Genomic DNA, 16,621 nt, shown 5'->3' on the forward strand with positions numbered 1-16,621 from the left:
GCAAGCGAACAAGGCGGCAGATGTGGCAGAACTGAAGCTGGACGACCTCCTGGGGGAGTACTACGAGCTGGAACAACAGCTCGCCGACCCCGAGGTGCACGCTGACCAGGGCAAGGCTCGGACACTGGGTAAGCGCTACTCCCAGCTCACGCCCATCATCGAGTCCTACCGCGCGCTCCGCGAGGTCGAGAGCGACATCGAGGCCGCGCGCGAGCTCGCCGCCGAGGACTCCTCGTTCGGCGAGGAGGCCGACCGCCTGACCACCGAGGCCGAGCAGCTCACCGAGCGCCTGCGCGTCCTGCTCGTCCCCCGCGACCCCTCCGACGACAAGAACCTCATCATGGAGGTCAAGGCCGGAGAGGGCGGCGAGGAGTCCGCACTGTTCGCGGGCGACCTCGTGCGCATGTACCTGCGCTACGCCGAGCGCCAGGGGTGGAAGACCGAGATCATCGACGCCACCCACTCCGACCTGGGCGGGTACAAGGACATCACCATCGCCTTCAAGAACCGCGGCACCCCCGAGCCCGGTTCCGGCGTGTGGCCCCAGCTCAAGTTCGAGGGCGGCGTGCACCGCGTACAGCGCGTCCCCGTCACCGAGTCCCAGGGCCGCATCCACACCTCCGCGGCGGGCGTCCTGGTGGTCCCCGAGGCCGAGGACGTCGAGGTCGACATCCAGGCCAAGGACCTGCGGATCGACGTCTACCGCTCCTCCGGGCCCGGTGGGCAGTCCGTCAACACCACCGACTCCGCGGTCCGCATCACCCACCTGCCGACCGGCATCGTCGCCTCGTGCCAGAACGAGAAGAGCCAGCTCCAGAACAAGGAGCAGGCCATGCGCATCCTGCGCGCCCGCATCTACGCCGAGGCCCAGGCCAGCGCGGACGCCGAGGCCGCCGCGGAGCGCAAGAGCCAGGTCCGCACCGTGGACCGGTCCGAGCGCGTGCGCACCTACAATTTCCCGGAGAACCGCATCTCCGACCACCGGGTCGGCTACAAGGCCTACAACCTCGACCAGGTCCTCGACGGGGACCTGAGCGGGGTCGTCAAGGCCCTGGTGGACGCGGACACCAAGGAGAGGCTCGAAGCAGCTCAATCATGAACTTCCTGCTCGACGAGGTCGCCCGCGCCACACTGAGGCTCGCGGAGGCCGGAGTGGCATCGCCCCGGACGGACGCCGAGGAGCTCGCGGCGTTCGTGCACGGTGTCCGTCGAGGGGAGCTGCACTCGGTCGGCGACGGCGACTTCGACGCCCGCTACTGGGAGTGCGTGGCCCGCAGGGAGGCCCGCGAACCCCTCCAGCACATCACCGGCCGCGCGTACTTCCGGTACCTGGAACTCCAGGTCGGACCCGGGGTGTTCGTGCCGCGGCCGGAGACCGAGATCATGGTCGACTGGGCGATCGAGACCCTGCGCGCCATGGACGTGGCCGATCCGCTGGTCGTCGACCTCGGCGCCGGGTCCGGGGCCATCGCCATCTCCATCGCCCAGGAGGTGCCGCGCTCGCGCGTGCACACCGTCGAGATCGATCCGGCGGCCCTGGCCTGGGCCCGCCGCAACATCGGCGCCAGCGGCCACGCCGACCGGGTCACCGCCCACCAGGGCGACCTGCGCACCGCGCTGCCCGAGCTCAACGGCCGCGTCGACCTGCTGATCAGCAACCCGCCCTACGTCCCCACCCGCGATGCCGAGGCGATCCCTCCGGAGGTCCGCGACTACGACCCGGCGCCCGCGCTGTGGTCGGGCGAGGACGGGCTCGACATGATCCGCGACCTGGAGGCGGTCGGCCGCAGGCTGCTGCGCCCCGGCGGCGCGATGGCGGTCGAACACCATGACGGGCAGGGCATCGACATCCCCCGGCTGTTCCCCGAGGGCCGGGGCTGGCGCGACGTCCTCAACCGCAAGGACATGGCCCGGCGCGACCGCTTCGTGGTCATGCGCCGCGCCGACGGGGACGGCTGACGTGCCACGGGCCGGGGACACGTTTCCACCCGGACCTGAACCGGGTTTCCACACAAGGAGTTCTAGGTGAGCCGCATCTACGACTGCGCGGACGAGACGGCCCGCAAGGACGGCATCCTCGACGCCGCGTCCGCGGTACGCAAGGGTGAGCTCGTGGTCCTGCCCACGGACACCGTGTACGGCATCGGGGCCGACGCCTTCAGCCCCAAGGCGGTGGCCGACCTGTTGGCCGCCAAGGGCCGGGGCAGGGAGATGCCGCCGCCGGTGCTGGTCGGGTCCATGCGCGCCGCCACCGCGCTCATCGACGACCTGGGGACCCACGGCCGCGACCTCATGGAGGAGTTCTGGCCCGGACCCCTGACCCTGGTGTGCACCGCGACCCCGAGCCTGTCCTGGGACCTGGGCGACACCAAGGGCACCGTGGCCGTGCGCATGCCGATGGACCCGGTCGCCCTGGAGTTGCTCAAGGAGGTCGGGCCGATGGCGGTGAGCAGCGCGAACAAGTCCGGGCAGCCGGCCGCCGCCACCATGGAGGAGGCCTTGGAGCAGCTCGGCGACGAGGACATCGCGGTCTACTTGGACGGCGGAGAGAGTGAGGCCCCCGTGGCCTCCACGATCGTCGACCTCACCTACGCCGTTCCGCGCGTGCTGCGCGCCGGCGCGATCTCCATCGAGCAGCTGCGCGGCGTGTGCGGTACGGTCATCGGCGAGCTGCGCAAGGGCCGGACCAAGCCCAAGCCCGTTGACTCCGCGGAAGCCACGGAGCCAGCGGAGTCCGGAGCCGGTGCGGCCGACGCGTCGGCCGACGGGGCCGAGGCCCAGGCGCGAGAGCCCGGGGCCGCGGAGTCCGGGGTCACGGAGAGCACGGCCGGAGTGCCCGCGTCGACGGAGACCGGAACCACGGAGGTCGCACCCGTGGAGGCCGGTCCGTCCACGCCCACGGAGCCCGAGCCCATGAAGGGCGGGGCCACGGAGGCCGGAACCACGGAGGTCGCGCCCGCCGAGGCCGGTCTCGCGGAATCCAGGACCGAGGAGCCCACGCCAGCGAAGGCGGCGCCCGCGAAGGCCGGTCCCGTGGAGCCCGCGGGCGACACCGGCGCCCGTCAGGGCGAGGACACGGCAGGTCAGGCCCCGAACGGCGAACGTTCCGACAACTAGAGGGGCCCAGCGGTGCGGGAGTACGCACTCACCTTCGTCATCGCGGCCGCGGTGACCTATCTGCTCGTGCCGATCGTCCGGCGCTTCGCGATCGCCTTCGGCGCCACGCCCCCGGTACGCGACCGCGACGTGCACTCCGAACCCATCCCGCGGCTGGGCGGACTGGCCATCTACGGCGGCTTTGCGGCGGCGCTGCTGATCTCCGCGCAACTGCCGCACCTGCAGAACGTCTTCGTCGCCGACACCTGGCTCGGCCTGCTGCTGGCGGGCGGGCTGATCACGGTGATCGGGGTCGTCGACGACCGCTGGGGCATGGACGCGCTGAGCAAGCTCGCCGGGCAGGTCGCCGCCGCGGGCATCCTGGTGGCCCAGGGCGTGCAGCTGCTGTGGCTGCCGCTGCCGGGCACGCAGCTGTCCCTGGGCCCCTGGCTGGGCGCGATGATCTCCGTGCTGCTCATCGTGGTGACCATCAACGCGGTCAACTTCGCCGACGGACTGGACGGCCTGGCCGCGGGCATCGTCGGCATCTCGTCCACGGCGTTCTTCGCCTACTACTACGTGGTCGCGGTGGAGCAGGGCTTCGTCCGCCAGTCCTACCCGGCGATGATCGCGATCATCCTGGCGGGCACCTGCGCCGGGTTCCTCTTCCACAACTTCCACCCCGCGCGGGTGTTCATGGGCGACACCGGCTCGATGCTGCTGGGGCTGCTGCTGACCTCCATCACCATCACCGTGACCGGGCAGTTCGACGCCAACACGGCGCGGGAGGGGTTCAGCTCCGGCCTCGTGGTGTTCCTGCCGGTGGCCCTGCCGCTGCTGGTCATCGCGCTGCCGCTTGCGGACCTGGTCCTCGCGGTCCTGCGCCGCCTGCTGGCCGGGAAGTCCCCGTTCGCACCCGACCGCGGACACCTGCACCACCGGCTCCTCGACATGGGGCACAGCCACGTGCGGGCCGTGCTGCTGATGTACCTGTGGGCGGGAATCGTGGCCTTCGCGGCGGTGTCGCTGTCGGTCTTCGACTCCCCGGTGATCGTCCTGACGGTGACCGCGCTGGTGGGGGTGTGCGCGGTGGGGCTCATCGCCCTGCCCCGGCTCCGCCGCCGGGGCCTGCTCCCCTGGGACCGGCGGGACACGGCCCGGGCGACGGCACATCACGATTCGTCATCTGATGACTGAACGGCCGGTGACGGGTTGTGCCGAAGCGGACACGTCTGACCTGCGACGTCGCGCGTGGGACGAATGTGGCCAAGGCGACAGTCGAGGCGGAAAGCGCCTAGAGCGGCGCCTTCGGAGAGCGTTAAGGTCTCGTTAAGGAACCCTGGGATATGGCACCAAAAACCTTGTGATAGCTTTCACGAGCAGGTACCCACTGAACCCCACGGAGCTCTCGCATGCAGGAACACGACGCCCGGATTCTCCGCGGCGCCGCGCTTCCGACGGCCGTCGTCGGCGTGGTCGCCATGATCGTCGGCTTCGCTCTCTCTGGTCTCCAGGGCGTCTACGGCGGGCTCTTCGGGGTCGGGTTGGTCATCGGTGCCTTCGCCGTCTCCGCCTTCGTCATCTCGTGGACCGGCGGTCGCCGTCCGGAGCTGCTGCTCCCGGTGGCCTTCCTCGTCTACACGACGAAGCTCGGCATCCTCTTCGTCATCCTCCTCCTGTTCAAGGGGACGACGGCACTGGACACCGACGTCTTCGTCTGGACGGCACTCGCGTGCATCATCGCCTGGCTCGCGGCGCAGGCCGTCGCGGTCAAGCGGAGCAAGCAGCCGACGATCGTCCCCGAGGGCGAAGAGGACGAGGCTGTCACCGAGGACCGTGAGGCGCACCGGTGAGCCCGCGTTGGCGGGGCGGTGTGCACGGCCTTCTGACCTACTGCTATCTTCCGGAGCGAGATGAACGAGCACCGAAGCGCGAACGACACTCAGGAGTCGAGCGCCAACGGAACCACTCTCGTCTCGTATCTGCTGGGGGGCCTCGCCTTCTGGGGCGGCGTGGGCTGGGTCGCGGATCAGCTCCTGGGCTTCTCCGCTCTCTTCCTGCCCATCGGTCTGGGCGTCGGCCTGGTCGCGTCGATCTACCTCATCTATGCCCAGCACGTCCGGTCCTGACCGTACATCCAGCTGCGTTCGCCCGCGTCGAGCGCGGAACCGCTCTGAACACAACATCGAGGATTGAGTTGCGTCACGACGAAAGGGATCGCCGTGGGTGCTGACGTGAGCGTCGTCGCGGCGTCCGAATCAAGCTGCAAGATTTTCGGCGACGGTTGTGGTTTCGAGGCTCCGTCTATCGGCCTCTTCTTCCCCACGCCGTGGCTCGACTTCGGCCTGCCGGGTACCTCCGGCCTCAACAAGTACTACCTGGTCGCGGTCGTCGCACTGCTGATCGCCGCCGCGTTCTGGTACTTCACCACGCGCAAGGCCAAGGTCGTTCCCGGCCGCGGCCAGAGCATGGCCGAGCTGCTGGTCACCTTCCTGCGCGACCAGGTCACCCGGACCACCATGGGGAAAGAGGGGGACAAGTTCCTCCCGCTGATGGTGACCCTGTTCATCTTCATCTTCTCGATGAACATCATGGGCCTCATCCCCGGCCTCCAGCTGCCGGTGACCTCCAACCTGGCCTTCCCCGCGGTCCTGGCCATCTTCATCTTCCTTCTCTGGAACATCGTGGGCATCCGCCGACACGGTGCCGGTGCGCACTTCAAGGCGCGCCTGGTGCCCAGCGGGGTCCCCGGGTGGATCCTGCCGATCGTCGTGCCGATCGAGGCGCTGTCGAACTTCATCATTCGGCCGGCCACGCACATGATCCGTCTGTTCGCGACCATGTTCGCCGGGCACCTGCTGCTCGCGCTGTTCGCGGCGGCCGGGTTCTACATGTTCAACCCGCTCTCCGAGATGGGTGCCGGCTTCGGCGCGATCTCGGTCGGCTACTCCGCCATGGCCCTGCTCGGCTTCCTGGTCTTCACCGGATTCGAGCTGTTCATCATGGCGGTGCAGGCCTACGTTTTCGTCCTCCTGTCCTCCATCTACCTCGGTGAGGCCATGGAGGGCGCGCACTAGGGTCAGGCCCCCCGGCCGCCCCAGTCGCGCAGCACGACCCCGTCCGATTCATCTCGTCAGTCCGGCATCGACCATGATCGTCGGCGTGTAGTAAAGGGAATATCACATGGAAATCGCTGGCAGCCTGAACTCCATCGGTTACGGTCTCGCCGCCATCGGCCCCGGCATCGGCGTCGGTCTGGTCTTCGGTATGGGCGTCCAGGCGATCGCCCGTCAGCCCGAGGCCCGCGGCATCCTCCAGGGCCAGATGATCTTCGGCTTCGCGGTCATCGAGGCGCTGGCCATTCTCGGCTTCGTTCTCGCGTTCGCCGTCTAGTCGCAAGGTCATACGAACGCGAAGGGGATGCCAACCATGTATTTGGCAGCTGAACATGAGAACGTCCTGCGTATTCACTGGGACGAGTTCACCTTCGGTCTCATCGCCTTCCTCATCATCCTCGGTGTCGTCTACAAGATGTGGCCGAGGCTGACGAAGGCGCTTGACGAGCGTGCCGACCAGATCGAGGGTGGCATCGCTCGCGCTCAGAAGGCCGAGGCCGAGGCGGACGAGATCCGTCAGCAGTACAGGGAGAAGCTCGAAGAGGCGCACCGCGAGTACGCCCAGGAGCTGGAGAAGGCCAAGGAGCAGCGCGCGGCGATCATCGCCGAGGCTCGCGAGGAGGCCCAGGTCGAGGCGCGTCGGATCATCGAGGCCGCCCAGGCCCAGATCGAGGCCGACCGCCAGCAGGCCGTCGTCCAGCTCCGCAGCGAGATCGGTGCCCTGTCCACCGAGCTCGCGACCCGCATCGTCGGTGAGACGCTGAACGACGACGCGGCCCGCTCGCGTGTGGTGGACCGGTTCCTGGAGGAACTGGAGCAGAGCGAGAGCGCGCAGCAAGCCGAGGTGCGCTGATGCGTGGTATCAGCCGTTCCTCCCTGGCCGAGGTGACCCGGCGCCTGGACGAGAACGTCCTGGCGTCGGCGGACGCCGGCCAGTACGCGGTCTCCCTCGGCGGCGAGCTCTTCGAGGTCGTCGCCCTGCTGAGCGGCGAGCACTCCCTCCGCCGCTGGCTGGCCGACCAGTCCAACCCCGCCGAGCAGAAGACCGCTCTGGCCGGGGAACTGCTGGAGCACAAGGTGTCGCCGTCCACGGTCATCGTGGTCAACGACGTCGTCCAGCAGGACTGGTCGACCCCGCGTGACATGGTCGACGCGGTCGAGCGGATGGCGGTCTACGCGACCGTCGCCTCGCTCGGCGGCACACGCCTCGACGAGCTCGAGGACGAGCTGTTCCGCTTCCAGCGGATCCTCGCCGCCGAGCCGGCGCTGCGTGCGGCCCTCACCCGGGACGGCGTGTCGGCGGGGCAGCTCAACACCCTGGTGGAGAACCTCCTCTCGGGCAAGGTGAACTCCGCGACGCTGACCCTGGTCAGCGAAGCGGTCACCCGCCCGCGGGGTCGTACCCTGGAGCAGGCGCTCGAGCACTTCGGCCGGCTGGTCTCCGAGAGGGCCCAGCGCTACGTCGCGGTGGTCCGTACCGCCCAGGTGCTGACCGAGGCGCAGCAGGCACGTCTGAAGGACGTCCTGACCCGCAAGTACGGTCGTGAGATCCACCTGAACATCGACGTCGTCCCCGAGCTCCTGGGCGGTCTCTCCATCCAGGTGGGTGACGAGGTCATCGACGACACCATCGCCGGGCGCATCGCTGAGGTCCAGCGCCGTCTGGCTGGCTGACACACGCGAACAACGCAAAGCAAGCACGCACGGCGCCGGCCCGGCGCCATTTGAGAGCAAGGACAACGTAGAGATGGCGGAGCTGACGATCCGGCCGGACGAGATCCGGGACGCGCTACAGCGCTTCGTCCAGTCGTACGAGCCTGATGCCACCCGCGCGGAAGAGGTCGGAACCGTCACCTACTCCGGTGACGGCATCGCCCGCGTCGGTGGCCTTCCCTCGGCGATGGCGAACGAGCTGCTGAAGTTCGAGGACGGCACACTGGGCCTGGCCCAGAACCTTGAGGTCGGCGAGATCGGTGTCGTGGTGCTGGGTGACTTCACCAGCATCGAGGAGGGCCAGAAGGTGCGCCGCACCGGACAGCTCCTCTCGGTGCCGGTGGGTGACAACTTCCTCGGCCGCGTGGTGGACCCCCTGGGTGCCCCCATCGACGGCAAGGGTGAGATCGAGACGACCGAGCGCCGCGACCTGGAGCTCCAGGCCGCGACGGTGATGGAGCGGCAGCCGGTCCACGAGCCGCTGCAGACCGGCATCAAGGCGATCGACACCATGACCCCGATCGGCCGCGGCCAGCGCCAGCTGCTGATCGGCGACCGGCAGACCGGTAAGACCGCGGTCGGTATCGACGCGATCATCAACCAGAAGGCCAACTGGGAGTCGGGCGACCCCGACAAGCAGGTGCGCTGCATCTACGTGGCGATCGGCCAGAAGGGCTCCACCATCGCCGGTGTGCGCGGCGCCCTCGAAGAGGCCGGCGCGATGGAGTACACCACCATCGTCGCCTCGCCCGCGTCGGACCCGGCGGGCTTCAAGTACCTGTCGCCGTACACCGGTTCGGCCCTGGGCCAGCACTGGATGTACGAGGGCAAGCACGTCCTCATCGTCTTCGACGACCTGACCAAGCAGGCCGAGGCCTACCGTGCGGTCTCCCTGCTGCTGCGCCGCCCGCCGGGCCGTGAGGCCTACCCGGGTGACGTCTTCTACCTGCACTCCCGGCTTCTAGAGCGCTGCGCCAAGCTCTCCGACGAGCTGGGCAAGGGCTCGATGACGGCGCTGCCGATCATCGAGACCAAGGCGGGCGACGTCTCGGCGTACATCCCCACCAACGTCATCTCCATCACCGACGGCCAGGTCTTCCTGGACTCGGACCTGTTCAACCAGGGCCAGCGTCCGGCGATCGACGTCGGTGTGTCGGTCTCCCGTGTCGGTGGCGCGGCCCAGACCAAGGCCACCAAGGGTGTCTCCGGCACGCTGCGCCTGGGTCTGGCCCAGTACCGCGAGCTGGAGGCGTTCTCCGCCTTCGGTTCCGACCTGGACGCGGTCTCCAAGCAGCAGCTGGAGCGCGGCGCCCGGATGATGGAGCTGCTCAAGCAGGGCCAGTACTCGCCCTTCTCCATGGAGAAGACGGTGGTGTCGATCTGGGCCGGCAACACGGGCAAGATCGACGAGGTCCCGGTGGAGGACGTGCGCCGCTTCGAGGAGGACTTCCTGTCCTACCTGGAGCGCGAGCACAAGGGCATTCTCGACAACATCCGCGAGAGCGGGAAGTTCGAGAAGGAGACCCAGCAGGCCCTCGAAAGCGCCATCGAGAAGTTCAAGCAGGGCTTCCAGACCTCGGCCGGCAGCCTTCTGGGCACCGAGGCCGAGGCCGAGGCGCTCGCTGAGGAGAAGGTCGGCCAGGAGACCATCAAGGTCGCCAAGGGCGGGAAGTAACCCATGGGTGCACAGCTTCGCGTCTATCGCCGGAGGATCCGCTCGACGAAGTCGATGGCGAAGATCACCCGCGCGATGGAGCTCATCGCCACGACGCGCATCACCAAGGCGCAGCGTGCGGCGGAGGCTGCCGGACCCTACGCGCGGGAGATCACGCGGGCGGTCTCCGCTCTGGCCGGCCGGGTGACCGATCACCCGCTGCTGACCGAGTCGGAGAACCCGACCCGCGCGGCCGTCCTGGTCATCACCAGCGACAAGGGTCTGGCCGGGGCCTTCTCGACCAACGCCCTCAAGGAGGCCGACTCCCTGTCCCAGCTCCTCAGGGAGCAGGGCAAGGAGGTCGTCACCTACATGGTGGGCCGCAAGGGAGTGGGCTTCTACAAGTTCCGCGAGCGCCCGGTCGAGGCCTCGTGGGAGGGCTTCACCGAGCGTCCGACCTACGCGCACGCCCAGGAGATCGGCTCCGCCCTCATGGAGAAGTTCGCCATGGACAGCGCCGACGGCGGTGTCGACGAGATCCACGTGGTCTCGACGGAGTTCGTCTCGATGCTGACCCAGCGCGCCGGGTCCGTCCGGGCCCTGCCGCTGGAGGTCGAGGAGGTCGAGGAGGAGGAGCTGCAGGCCGCCACCGGAGGTGGGGCGCTGCCGCTCTACGAGTTCGAGCCCTCCGCGGAGGAGGCCCTGGAACAGCTGCTTCCGCAGTACGTCACCAACAGGATCTACTTCGCACTCCTCGAGTCCTCCGCCTCCCAGCAGGCGTCCCGTCGCGCGGCCATGAAGGCCGCGACCGACAACGCCGAGGAACTCGCCAAGAACCTGACCCGACTGGCCAACCAGGCGCGTCAGGCCGAGATCACCAACGAGATCAGTGAGATTGTCGGCGGTGCCGACGCGCTCTCTGCTGCCAGCGCGGGAAGTGAGTAACAAAAGTGACTGCGACTGTTGAAGGGACGGCCGGGGCTGGCACCGCCACCGGCCGGATCGCCCGAGTCACGGGCCCGGTCGTCGACGTGGAGTTCCCCGTCGGCTCCCTGCCTGCCATGTACAACGCCCTGCACACCGACGTGAGCATCGGCGGCAAGACCAAGACCGTCACCCTGGAGGTCGCCCAGCACCTCGGTGACAACCTGGTCCGCGCCATCTCCCTGGCGCCCCAGGACGGCATGGTCCGCGGCGCCGAGGTGCGCGACACCGGCGCGCCGATCAGCGTGCCCGTCGGCGACGTCGTCAAGGGCCACGTGTTCAACACCCTGGGCGAGTCGATGGACGTGCCCTCCTCGGAGCTGGGTGCGACCGAGTACTGGCCGATCCACCGCAAGGCCCCGTCCTTCGACGAGCTTGAGTCCAAGACCGAGATGCTGGTCACGGGCATCAAGGTGATCGACCTCCTCACGCCGTACGTGCGTGGCGGCAAGATCGGTCTGTTCGGCGGTGCCGGTGTCGGCAAGACGGTGCTCATCCAGGAGATGATCACCCGTATCGCCCGCAACTTCGGTGGTGTGTCCGTGTTCGCCGGTGTCGGTGAGCGCACCCGTGAGGGTACGGACCTCTTCCTGGAGATGGACGAGATGGGCGTCCTCCCGGACACCGCGCTCGTCTTCGGCCAGATGGACGAGCCCCCGGGCACCCGTCTGCGGGTGGCGCTGTCCGCTCTGACGATGGCGGAGTACTTCCGCGACGTCCAGAAGCAGGACGTGCTCCTGTTCATCGACAACATCTTCCGTTTCACCCAGGCCGGTATGGAGGTCTCCACGCTGCTGGGCCGTATGCCCTCGGCCGTGGGCTACCAGCCGAACCTGGCGGACGAGATGGGTCAGCTGCAGGAGCGGATCACCTCGACGCGTGGTCACTCGATCACCTCGATGCAGGCGATCTACGTCCCCGCGGACGACTACACCGACCCCGCTCCGGCGACCACCTTCGCCCACCTGGACGCGACGACCGAGCTCTCCCGCCCGATCTCGCAGAAGGGCATCTACCCGGCGGTGGACCCGCTGGCCTCCACCTCGCGCATCCTGGACCCGCAGTACGTGGGCGAGGAGCACTACCAGGTGGCCCAGCGGGTGAAGGAGATCCTGCAGCGCAACAAGGACCTGCAGGACCAGATCGCCATCCTCGGTATGGACGAGCTGTCCGAAGAGGACAAGATCGTCGTCAACCGGGCGCGGCGCCTGGAGCGCTTCCTGTCGCAGAACATGTTCGTGGCGGAGAAGTTCACCGGCACCCCGGGCGTGTTCGTGCCGCTGGAGGAGACCATCTCCTCCTTCAAGGCGGTCTGCGACGGTGAGTACGACCACCTGCCCGAGCAGGCCTTCCTCGACGTCGGCAACATCGACATGGTCGTCGAGAAGGCGAAGAAGCTGCAGGGCGAGTAGGTTCCGGTCGGTCCGGCCCCCGTCCGCGGGGGCCGGACCGCCTGAACCCGCCCACGAGCCGAGGAGTTTGTGGCAGTGTCGAAGAAGCTTTTCGTCGAGATCGTCTCGCCCGAACGTGAGATTTGGGCGGGCGAGGGCGACATGGTCATCGCGAAGACCGTCGATGGCGAGATCGGTGTCCAGCCCGGGCACGTCCCCGTGCTCGCGGTGCTGGCGCACGACGCGGTCGTTCGCGTCCTCGGGGCTCGGGAGACCGGTGAGGTCGTGGCGGCCGCGCACAGCGGGTTCGTCTCCGTCTCCGGTGAGGGTCGTGTCTCGATTCTCGCCGAGACCGCCGAGCTGGCCGAGGACATCGACGTGGAACGGGCGCGCACGGCGCTGACGTCCGCGTCCGAGGGCGGCGACGACGTCGCCCTGGGGCGCGCCCGCAGCCGTCTGCGCGCCGCCGGCGAGGAAGTCGCCTAACGAGAGGGACGGCACACGATGGATCGACTGCTGCCTGGCACGACGTGGTTCGACGCCACGCAGTGGGCGTTCATCGCCCTGCTCCTCGTCCTTCTCGCGGTGGTGCTCGCCGCCTTCGTACGCCGCGCCGTGCTCAAACGGCGCGGCGGTGCGGTGGAGTGTTACCTGCGTGCTCCCGAGGAGAGGGGCCGCCGGGGCGAGTGGCGGATCGGCTTCGGCCGGTACGGCTCGGAGAACCTCGGCTGGTTCCCCCTCTTCTCGCTCAGACCGCGGCCGACAGCGATGCTGTCGCGCCGCGGTCTCGTCGTTGTGGGGCGCCGTTCCCCCGACGCCGACGACCTGTCCTACCTGCCGGCCGACGTCACCGTGCTCCAGGTGGGCTGGGCGTCCGTCGGCGACGGCGACCCCGAGGAGGTGTCGTTCGAGATCGCGATGAACGACAGCACGCTCACCGGGTTCCTGTCCTGGATGGAGTCGATGCCTCCGGGCACCCGCTGGGAGGCCTGAGCGGCGTCCCGCACGGCGGCTTGACGGGCCCGTCCCCGGTGGGGAGCATGGGCCCCATGATCGTCGCCTTCTCTGTGTCCCCACTCGGTTCCGGTGAGTCCGTCGCCCCCGCCGTCGCGCGCGCGGTGAAGGTCGTGCGGGACAGCGGGCTGCCCAACGAGACCTCCGCCATGTTCACCAGCATCGAGGGTGAGTGGGACGAGGTCATGGACGTCGTCAAGCGCGCGGTGGCGGCCGCGGGGGAGGGGGCGTCCCGGGTGTCGCTCACCCTCAAGGCCGACATCCGCGAGGGCGTCACCGACGGCCTGCGGAGCAAGGTCGAGGACCTCGAACGCGAACTGGACGCCCTGGACTGACCCCGGGCCGCACCCGCCCCGGCCGGGGCGCCCAGGGAGTGTTCTTCTGCGGCCTGGCGGCCGTGAGCCCGGAATGCCGCGAAGAACACGACCTAGCGTTCGCCGCCGGGCTTCCAGAGGACCTCGTCGCCGTCGCCGGCGACGTACCGGCCCAGGATGAACAGCAGGTCCGACAGCCGGTTGAGGTACTGGGCGGTGAGCGGGTTGACCGTGTCGCCGTGCTCCTCGATCGCCGCCCACACGGCCCGCTCGGCCCGCCGCACCACGATCCGCGCGGTGTGCAGCAGCGCCACGGTGGGGGAGCCGCCGGGCAGCAGGAAGCTGCGCAGGGTCGGCAGGTCGGCGTTGTAGGTGTCGCAGGCCTCCTCCAGACGCGCGACGTACTCCGGCTCCACCCGCAGCGGCGGGTAGGCGGGATCGGGCGTGATCGGGGTCGACAGGTCCGCACCCAGGTCGAAGAGCTCGTTCTGGACGCGGCCGAGCAGTGTCCGGACGTCGTCGGGGACGTCACCGAGCGTCAGCACCAGGCCGATGGCGGCGTTGGCCTCCTCCGTGTCGGCGTAGCCCACCAGGCGCGTGTCGTTCTTGCTCGTCCGGCTCATGTCCGCGAGCGACGTGGTCCCCGCGTCGCCCGTCCGTGTGTAGATCTTCGACAGTACGACCGGCTTGTCCGTGTCCCGTTTGGTCATGGTCCCCACCCTAGGGTTCGGTCGGCCCGGAGTGACGCACGGGCGCCGTCGGGGGCGCCGCGGACGCCGGGCCGGATCACCGGGAGTGACGGAGGATAACTGTTCAGTCTCAGCAGGTGAAGGTGACGCAGCTCACTGATACATTGGGGCACATGGAAGCTACTCAACGTAGTTTCCGCGGTGTACGCGTTCGCGCTCCCGTGTGGAAGAGGGGGGCCACCCGGGCCCGGTCGCGGAGGGGGAACACCGCTCGGGGCGGAAGGCGTGGAACCGGGGGGTTCACGCCTTCCGCTCCCGCTCGGGGGCGCTTCACGCCGGGTCCTTCGTCGTCGCTTCTGCCTGGCTCGCAGGCTCGCTGGCGGCAGAGACTCCTCCTGCAGGCACCGGCGCGCCCCTCACACCTGTGCTTTCTTTGGGCCTCCGCTCGTTCCTCGCTTTGGCCCGTGCTCGGGGCGCCTTTGAGACGGGGCCTTCGCGCCTTGCGGTGCACGCCCTCGTTCCTCGGGAGCGCACCTCCAGCCACTCCAGGACCCGTCGGCGCCCTCGCTGGCGCCGGGTAGCCAGTGTTCTTCGTCGTCGACTTGCCTTGCTCGTTCCTCGCGGCGGCCCCGTCTCCTCCTGCAGAACACTGGCGCGCCCCTCGCGAACCCCCCTGTGGCCCCGTCACCTGAACGGCCACCAACCCCCTGTGGCCAAGGCGCCTTGAACGGCCACCTCCAACCCCCAGTGGTCCGGGCAGCCTGAACGGGCTTACCTCTCACCCCCTGGGGCTGGGGTAGGCCCGCGTGTGCGCGTCCCCCCTGGGGTTGATGCGGGGTTGACCGGCCACCTCCCACCCCCTGGGGTTCAGGCAGTTACCTCTCTCCCCTGGGGTTGGGGTAGGCCCGCGTGTGCGGGTCCAAGCCCCGTGGAGTTGACGCAGGCTGAATGGCCGCCCTCAGCCCGTTGGGTCGCGCAGTCTGAACCCTTGGGGGGCGCTGGGCCCGGAGGCGTGCCTCCGGGCCCAGCTGGTTGGTCGTCGTGGCTGGTGGCTAGCGGACGAGCTCGTCGCCGATCCGGTCGAAGGAGATCACCGGGCTGGACAGCGGTGCCACGCCGTTCACCGGCAGGGTGCTGTCGGCGAAGAACTCCACGCCGTGGGCCCCGGCCGCGGACAGCTCGCTGAGCGCGTCGGTGTTGATCTTGTCGAGCGTGTCCTCGTCCGTGTGGTAGTACGGGTCGAACATCTCACCGGCCGTACCGCCGTACCACTCGACCTGCGCCTCGGTCTTGACTCCGTCGGCGCCGCTGAACAGGCCGCCGGCCGGGATCCCGGCGAGCATGAACGGCCGGTAGTCGCTGCGGCCGCTCAGCACGCCCGGCTCGCTGACCTGTCCCTGCTCGTCGAAGTACTCCTCGAAGACCTGGGCGATGGCGCCCGAGCCCGAGGGCGCCCCGCTGGAGTCGGGCAGCTCGCCCCGGCCGTCCAGCACGAAGCGCGCGTAGTTGTGCGAGCCGATCATGTCGAAGTTCAGGTACAGCGCGATGTCGTCGACCTGCTCCTCGGTGAGGCTCTCGACGTAGCGGGTCGAGCCCACCAGGCCGCTCTCCTCGGTGCCCCAGAAGGCGAACCGCACCTGGTTGTTCGGGTCCGCCTGGCCCGCGAGCTGGATCGCGGTCTCCAGCAGGAACGCGGTGCCGCTGCCGTTGTCGTTCATCCCGGGGCCCTCCTCGACGCTGTCGAGGTGGCCGCCGACGACCACGACGTTGTCGTCGCGTCCGGCCGGAGTCTCGGCCAGCACGCTGTAGGAGGTGCTGGTCTCGGCGGTGGAGTCGACCGCGACCCGCAGCTCCAGGCCCTCGCCCGCCTCCAGCAGCTGGTTGCCCGCGTGCCGCGACATGCCCACGACCGGGATGTCCGAGGGCTCGGAGACCGTGCCCTGGAGGAGCTCGTCCTCGTTGTTGATCACCACGGCCGCGGCGGCGCCCGCGTCCGCGGCGTTCTGCGTCTTCTGCGCGAACGCGCACGAGCCGCGCATGGTGACGGCGATCGCGCCCTCGGGGAAGCCCTCGAAGTGCTCGGGGGAGCATCCGCTGTCCGCGGCCTCCGTCCGCACCAGCACGCCCGCGGCGCTCACGTCGCCCGCCGCCGAGTAGCTCATGGTGGCGAAGTCGACCCCGACCTCGAAGTCGGCCCCGCGCGGAGCCGTCATGGCCAGGACGGCGTCGGAGTGCTCCTGCCAGGAGAGGTACTCGTACTCGTGGCGGTACGGCTCGTACCCGGCGCGTTCGAGCTGGTCCTCGACGTACAGGGCGGCCACGTCGTAGCCCGGGGTGCTCGACGCGCGGTTGCCGCCGTTGTAGCGCGCGATGGTGTTGAGGTTCTCCAGGTGGCCCTCGATGGCCTCGGTGGTCACCAGGTCGGGGAGGGCGGCCTCGTCCGAGCGCGGCGGCCCGGCGTGCTCAGGGGCGTTGGAGTGCTCCGGGGGCCCGGCGTGTGGGGGCGGGCCCGGCTCGGCCAGGGCCGGGGACGCGGCGAGCGTCCCGGCGGCGACGATGGCGGCGGCGACTCCGGCGGTGGCCGCCCTCCCGTGCCGACGGGTGGAGTCACTCGGTCTGGGAGAAGCGGCACGTCGACTGATGGGGCGCA

General features: G+C 69.3%; 17 protein-coding genes and 1 pseudogene. 16 read left to right on the top strand and 2 right to left on the bottom strand.

All coding sequences use genetic code 11. The annotated features are described in order from the left end of the window. Nucleotides 1-31: 31 nt before the first annotated feature. From prfA to ADL05_RS18800, 16 genes and pseudogenes are all read left to right on the top strand, one after another. A complete protein-coding gene (gene prfA, locus ADL05_RS18725) occupies nucleotides 32-1,099 on the top strand; it encodes a peptide chain release factor 1 (protein WP_053618343.1) in 1,068 nt (355 codons plus the stop codon). Further along, nucleotides 1,096-1,959 (top strand): peptide chain release factor N(5)-glutamine methyltransferase, encoded by an 864-nt coding sequence (prmC, locus tag ADL05_RS18730; protein WP_053618286.1) that lies wholly within the window; start codon nucleotides 1,096-1,098, stop codon nucleotides 1,957-1,959. Before prfA ends, prmC begins: the two co-directional genes overlap by 4 nt. Nucleotides 1,960-2,025: 66 nt before the next feature. Then, nucleotides 2,026-2,739 (top strand): annotated as a pseudogene (locus ADL05_RS18735) (L-threonylcarbamoyladenylate synthase); the annotation flags it as partial. Between the two features lie 390 nt (nucleotides 2,740-3,129). Next, nucleotides 3,130-4,293, top strand: coding sequence for a glycosyltransferase family 4 protein (locus ADL05_RS18740; protein ID WP_053618287.1), 1,164 nt, complete (start codon nucleotides 3,130-3,132; stop codon nucleotides 4,291-4,293). A gap of 215 nt (nucleotides 4,294-4,508) precedes the next feature. Next, nucleotides 4,509-4,949 carry a hypothetical protein gene (locus tag ADL05_RS18745; protein WP_053618288.1) on the top strand — a complete coding sequence of 147 codons (441 nt, stop codon included), beginning with the start codon at nucleotides 4,509-4,511 and terminating at the stop codon, nucleotides 4,947-4,949. 60 nt (nucleotides 4,950-5,009) lie between these two features. Beyond that, nucleotides 5,010-5,225: a hypothetical protein gene (locus tag ADL05_RS18750; protein WP_053618289.1), complete on the top strand. Its 216-nt coding sequence runs from the start codon at nucleotides 5,010-5,012 to the stop codon at nucleotides 5,223-5,225. A gap of 93 nt (nucleotides 5,226-5,318) precedes the next feature. After that, nucleotides 5,319-6,173, top strand: coding sequence for a F0F1 ATP synthase subunit A (atpB, locus tag ADL05_RS18755; protein ID WP_082376564.1), 855 nt, complete (start codon nucleotides 5,319-5,321; stop codon nucleotides 6,171-6,173). A 106-nt stretch (nucleotides 6,174-6,279) separates the two neighbouring features. Next, entirely contained in the window at nucleotides 6,280-6,489 is a 210-nt protein-coding gene (gene atpE / locus ADL05_RS18760) for an ATP synthase F0 subunit C (protein ID WP_053618290.1), read from the top strand. Nucleotides 6,490-6,525: 36 nt separating this feature from the next. Beyond that, nucleotides 6,526-7,065, top strand: coding sequence for a F0F1 ATP synthase subunit B (locus ADL05_RS18765; RefSeq protein ID WP_053618345.1), 540 nt, complete (start codon nucleotides 6,526-6,528; stop codon nucleotides 7,063-7,065). Further along, complete coding sequence (locus tag ADL05_RS18770; RefSeq protein ID WP_053618291.1) at nucleotides 7,065-7,886, top strand: F0F1 ATP synthase subunit delta; 822 nt, start codon at nucleotides 7,065-7,067, stop codon at nucleotides 7,884-7,886. The genes ADL05_RS18765 and ADL05_RS18770 overlap by 1 nt, the downstream gene beginning before the upstream one ends. Before the next feature lie 73 nt (nucleotides 7,887-7,959). Beyond that, nucleotides 7,960-9,600, top strand: a complete 1,641-nt coding sequence (gene atpA, locus ADL05_RS18775; RefSeq protein WP_053618292.1) for a F0F1 ATP synthase subunit alpha — start codon at nucleotides 7,960-7,962, stop codon at nucleotides 9,598-9,600. Nucleotides 9,601-9,603: 3 nt separating this feature from the next. Continuing rightward, nucleotides 9,604-10,524 carry a F0F1 ATP synthase subunit gamma gene (locus tag ADL05_RS18780; protein ID WP_053618293.1) on the top strand — a complete coding sequence of 307 codons (921 nt, stop codon included), beginning with the start codon at nucleotides 9,604-9,606 and terminating at the stop codon, nucleotides 10,522-10,524. Nucleotides 10,525-10,529: 5 nt separating this feature from the next. Next, the gene (gene atpD / locus ADL05_RS18785; protein WP_053618294.1) at nucleotides 10,530-11,975 is read left to right on the top strand and encodes a F0F1 ATP synthase subunit beta; all 1,446 of its coding nucleotides are present in this window, start codon (nucleotides 10,530-10,532) and stop codon (nucleotides 11,973-11,975) included. A 75-nt stretch (nucleotides 11,976-12,050) separates the two neighbouring features. Continuing rightward, nucleotides 12,051-12,440: a F0F1 ATP synthase subunit epsilon gene (locus ADL05_RS18790; RefSeq protein WP_053618295.1), complete on the top strand. Its 390-nt coding sequence runs from the start codon at nucleotides 12,051-12,053 to the stop codon at nucleotides 12,438-12,440. Between the two features lie 18 nt (nucleotides 12,441-12,458). Next, nucleotides 12,459-12,947 (top strand): DUF2550 domain-containing protein, encoded by a 489-nt coding sequence (locus ADL05_RS18795; protein WP_053618296.1) that lies wholly within the window; start codon nucleotides 12,459-12,461, stop codon nucleotides 12,945-12,947. A 56-nt stretch (nucleotides 12,948-13,003) separates the two neighbouring features. After that, on the top strand, nucleotides 13,004-13,303 hold the full coding sequence (locus ADL05_RS18800) for an MTH1187 family thiamine-binding protein (RefSeq protein WP_156365920.1): 300 nt from the start codon (nucleotides 13,004-13,006) through the stop codon (nucleotides 13,301-13,303). Nucleotides 13,304-13,395: 92 nt separating this feature from the next. On the opposite strand, the gene ADL05_RS18805 is transcribed toward ADL05_RS18800, so the two are convergent. Together ADL05_RS18805 and ADL05_RS18810 are read right to left on the bottom strand one after the other, a co-directional pair. After that, nucleotides 13,396-13,992, bottom strand: coding sequence for a cob(I)yrinic acid a,c-diamide adenosyltransferase (locus ADL05_RS18805; protein ID WP_053618346.1), 597 nt, complete (start codon nucleotides 13,990-13,992; stop codon nucleotides 13,396-13,398). Between the two features lie 1,031 nt (nucleotides 13,993-15,023). Next, complete coding sequence (locus ADL05_RS18810; protein WP_053618347.1) at nucleotides 15,024-16,613, bottom strand: M28 family peptidase; 1,590 nt, start codon at nucleotides 16,611-16,613, stop codon at nucleotides 15,024-15,026. Between the last annotated feature and the right edge of the window lie 8 nt (nucleotides 16,614-16,621).

Origin of the sequence: Nocardiopsis sp. NRRL B-16309, assembly GCF_001279585.1 — a bacterium.
Lineage (GTDB): Bacteria > Actinomycetota > Actinomycetes > Streptosporangiales > Streptosporangiaceae > Nocardiopsis.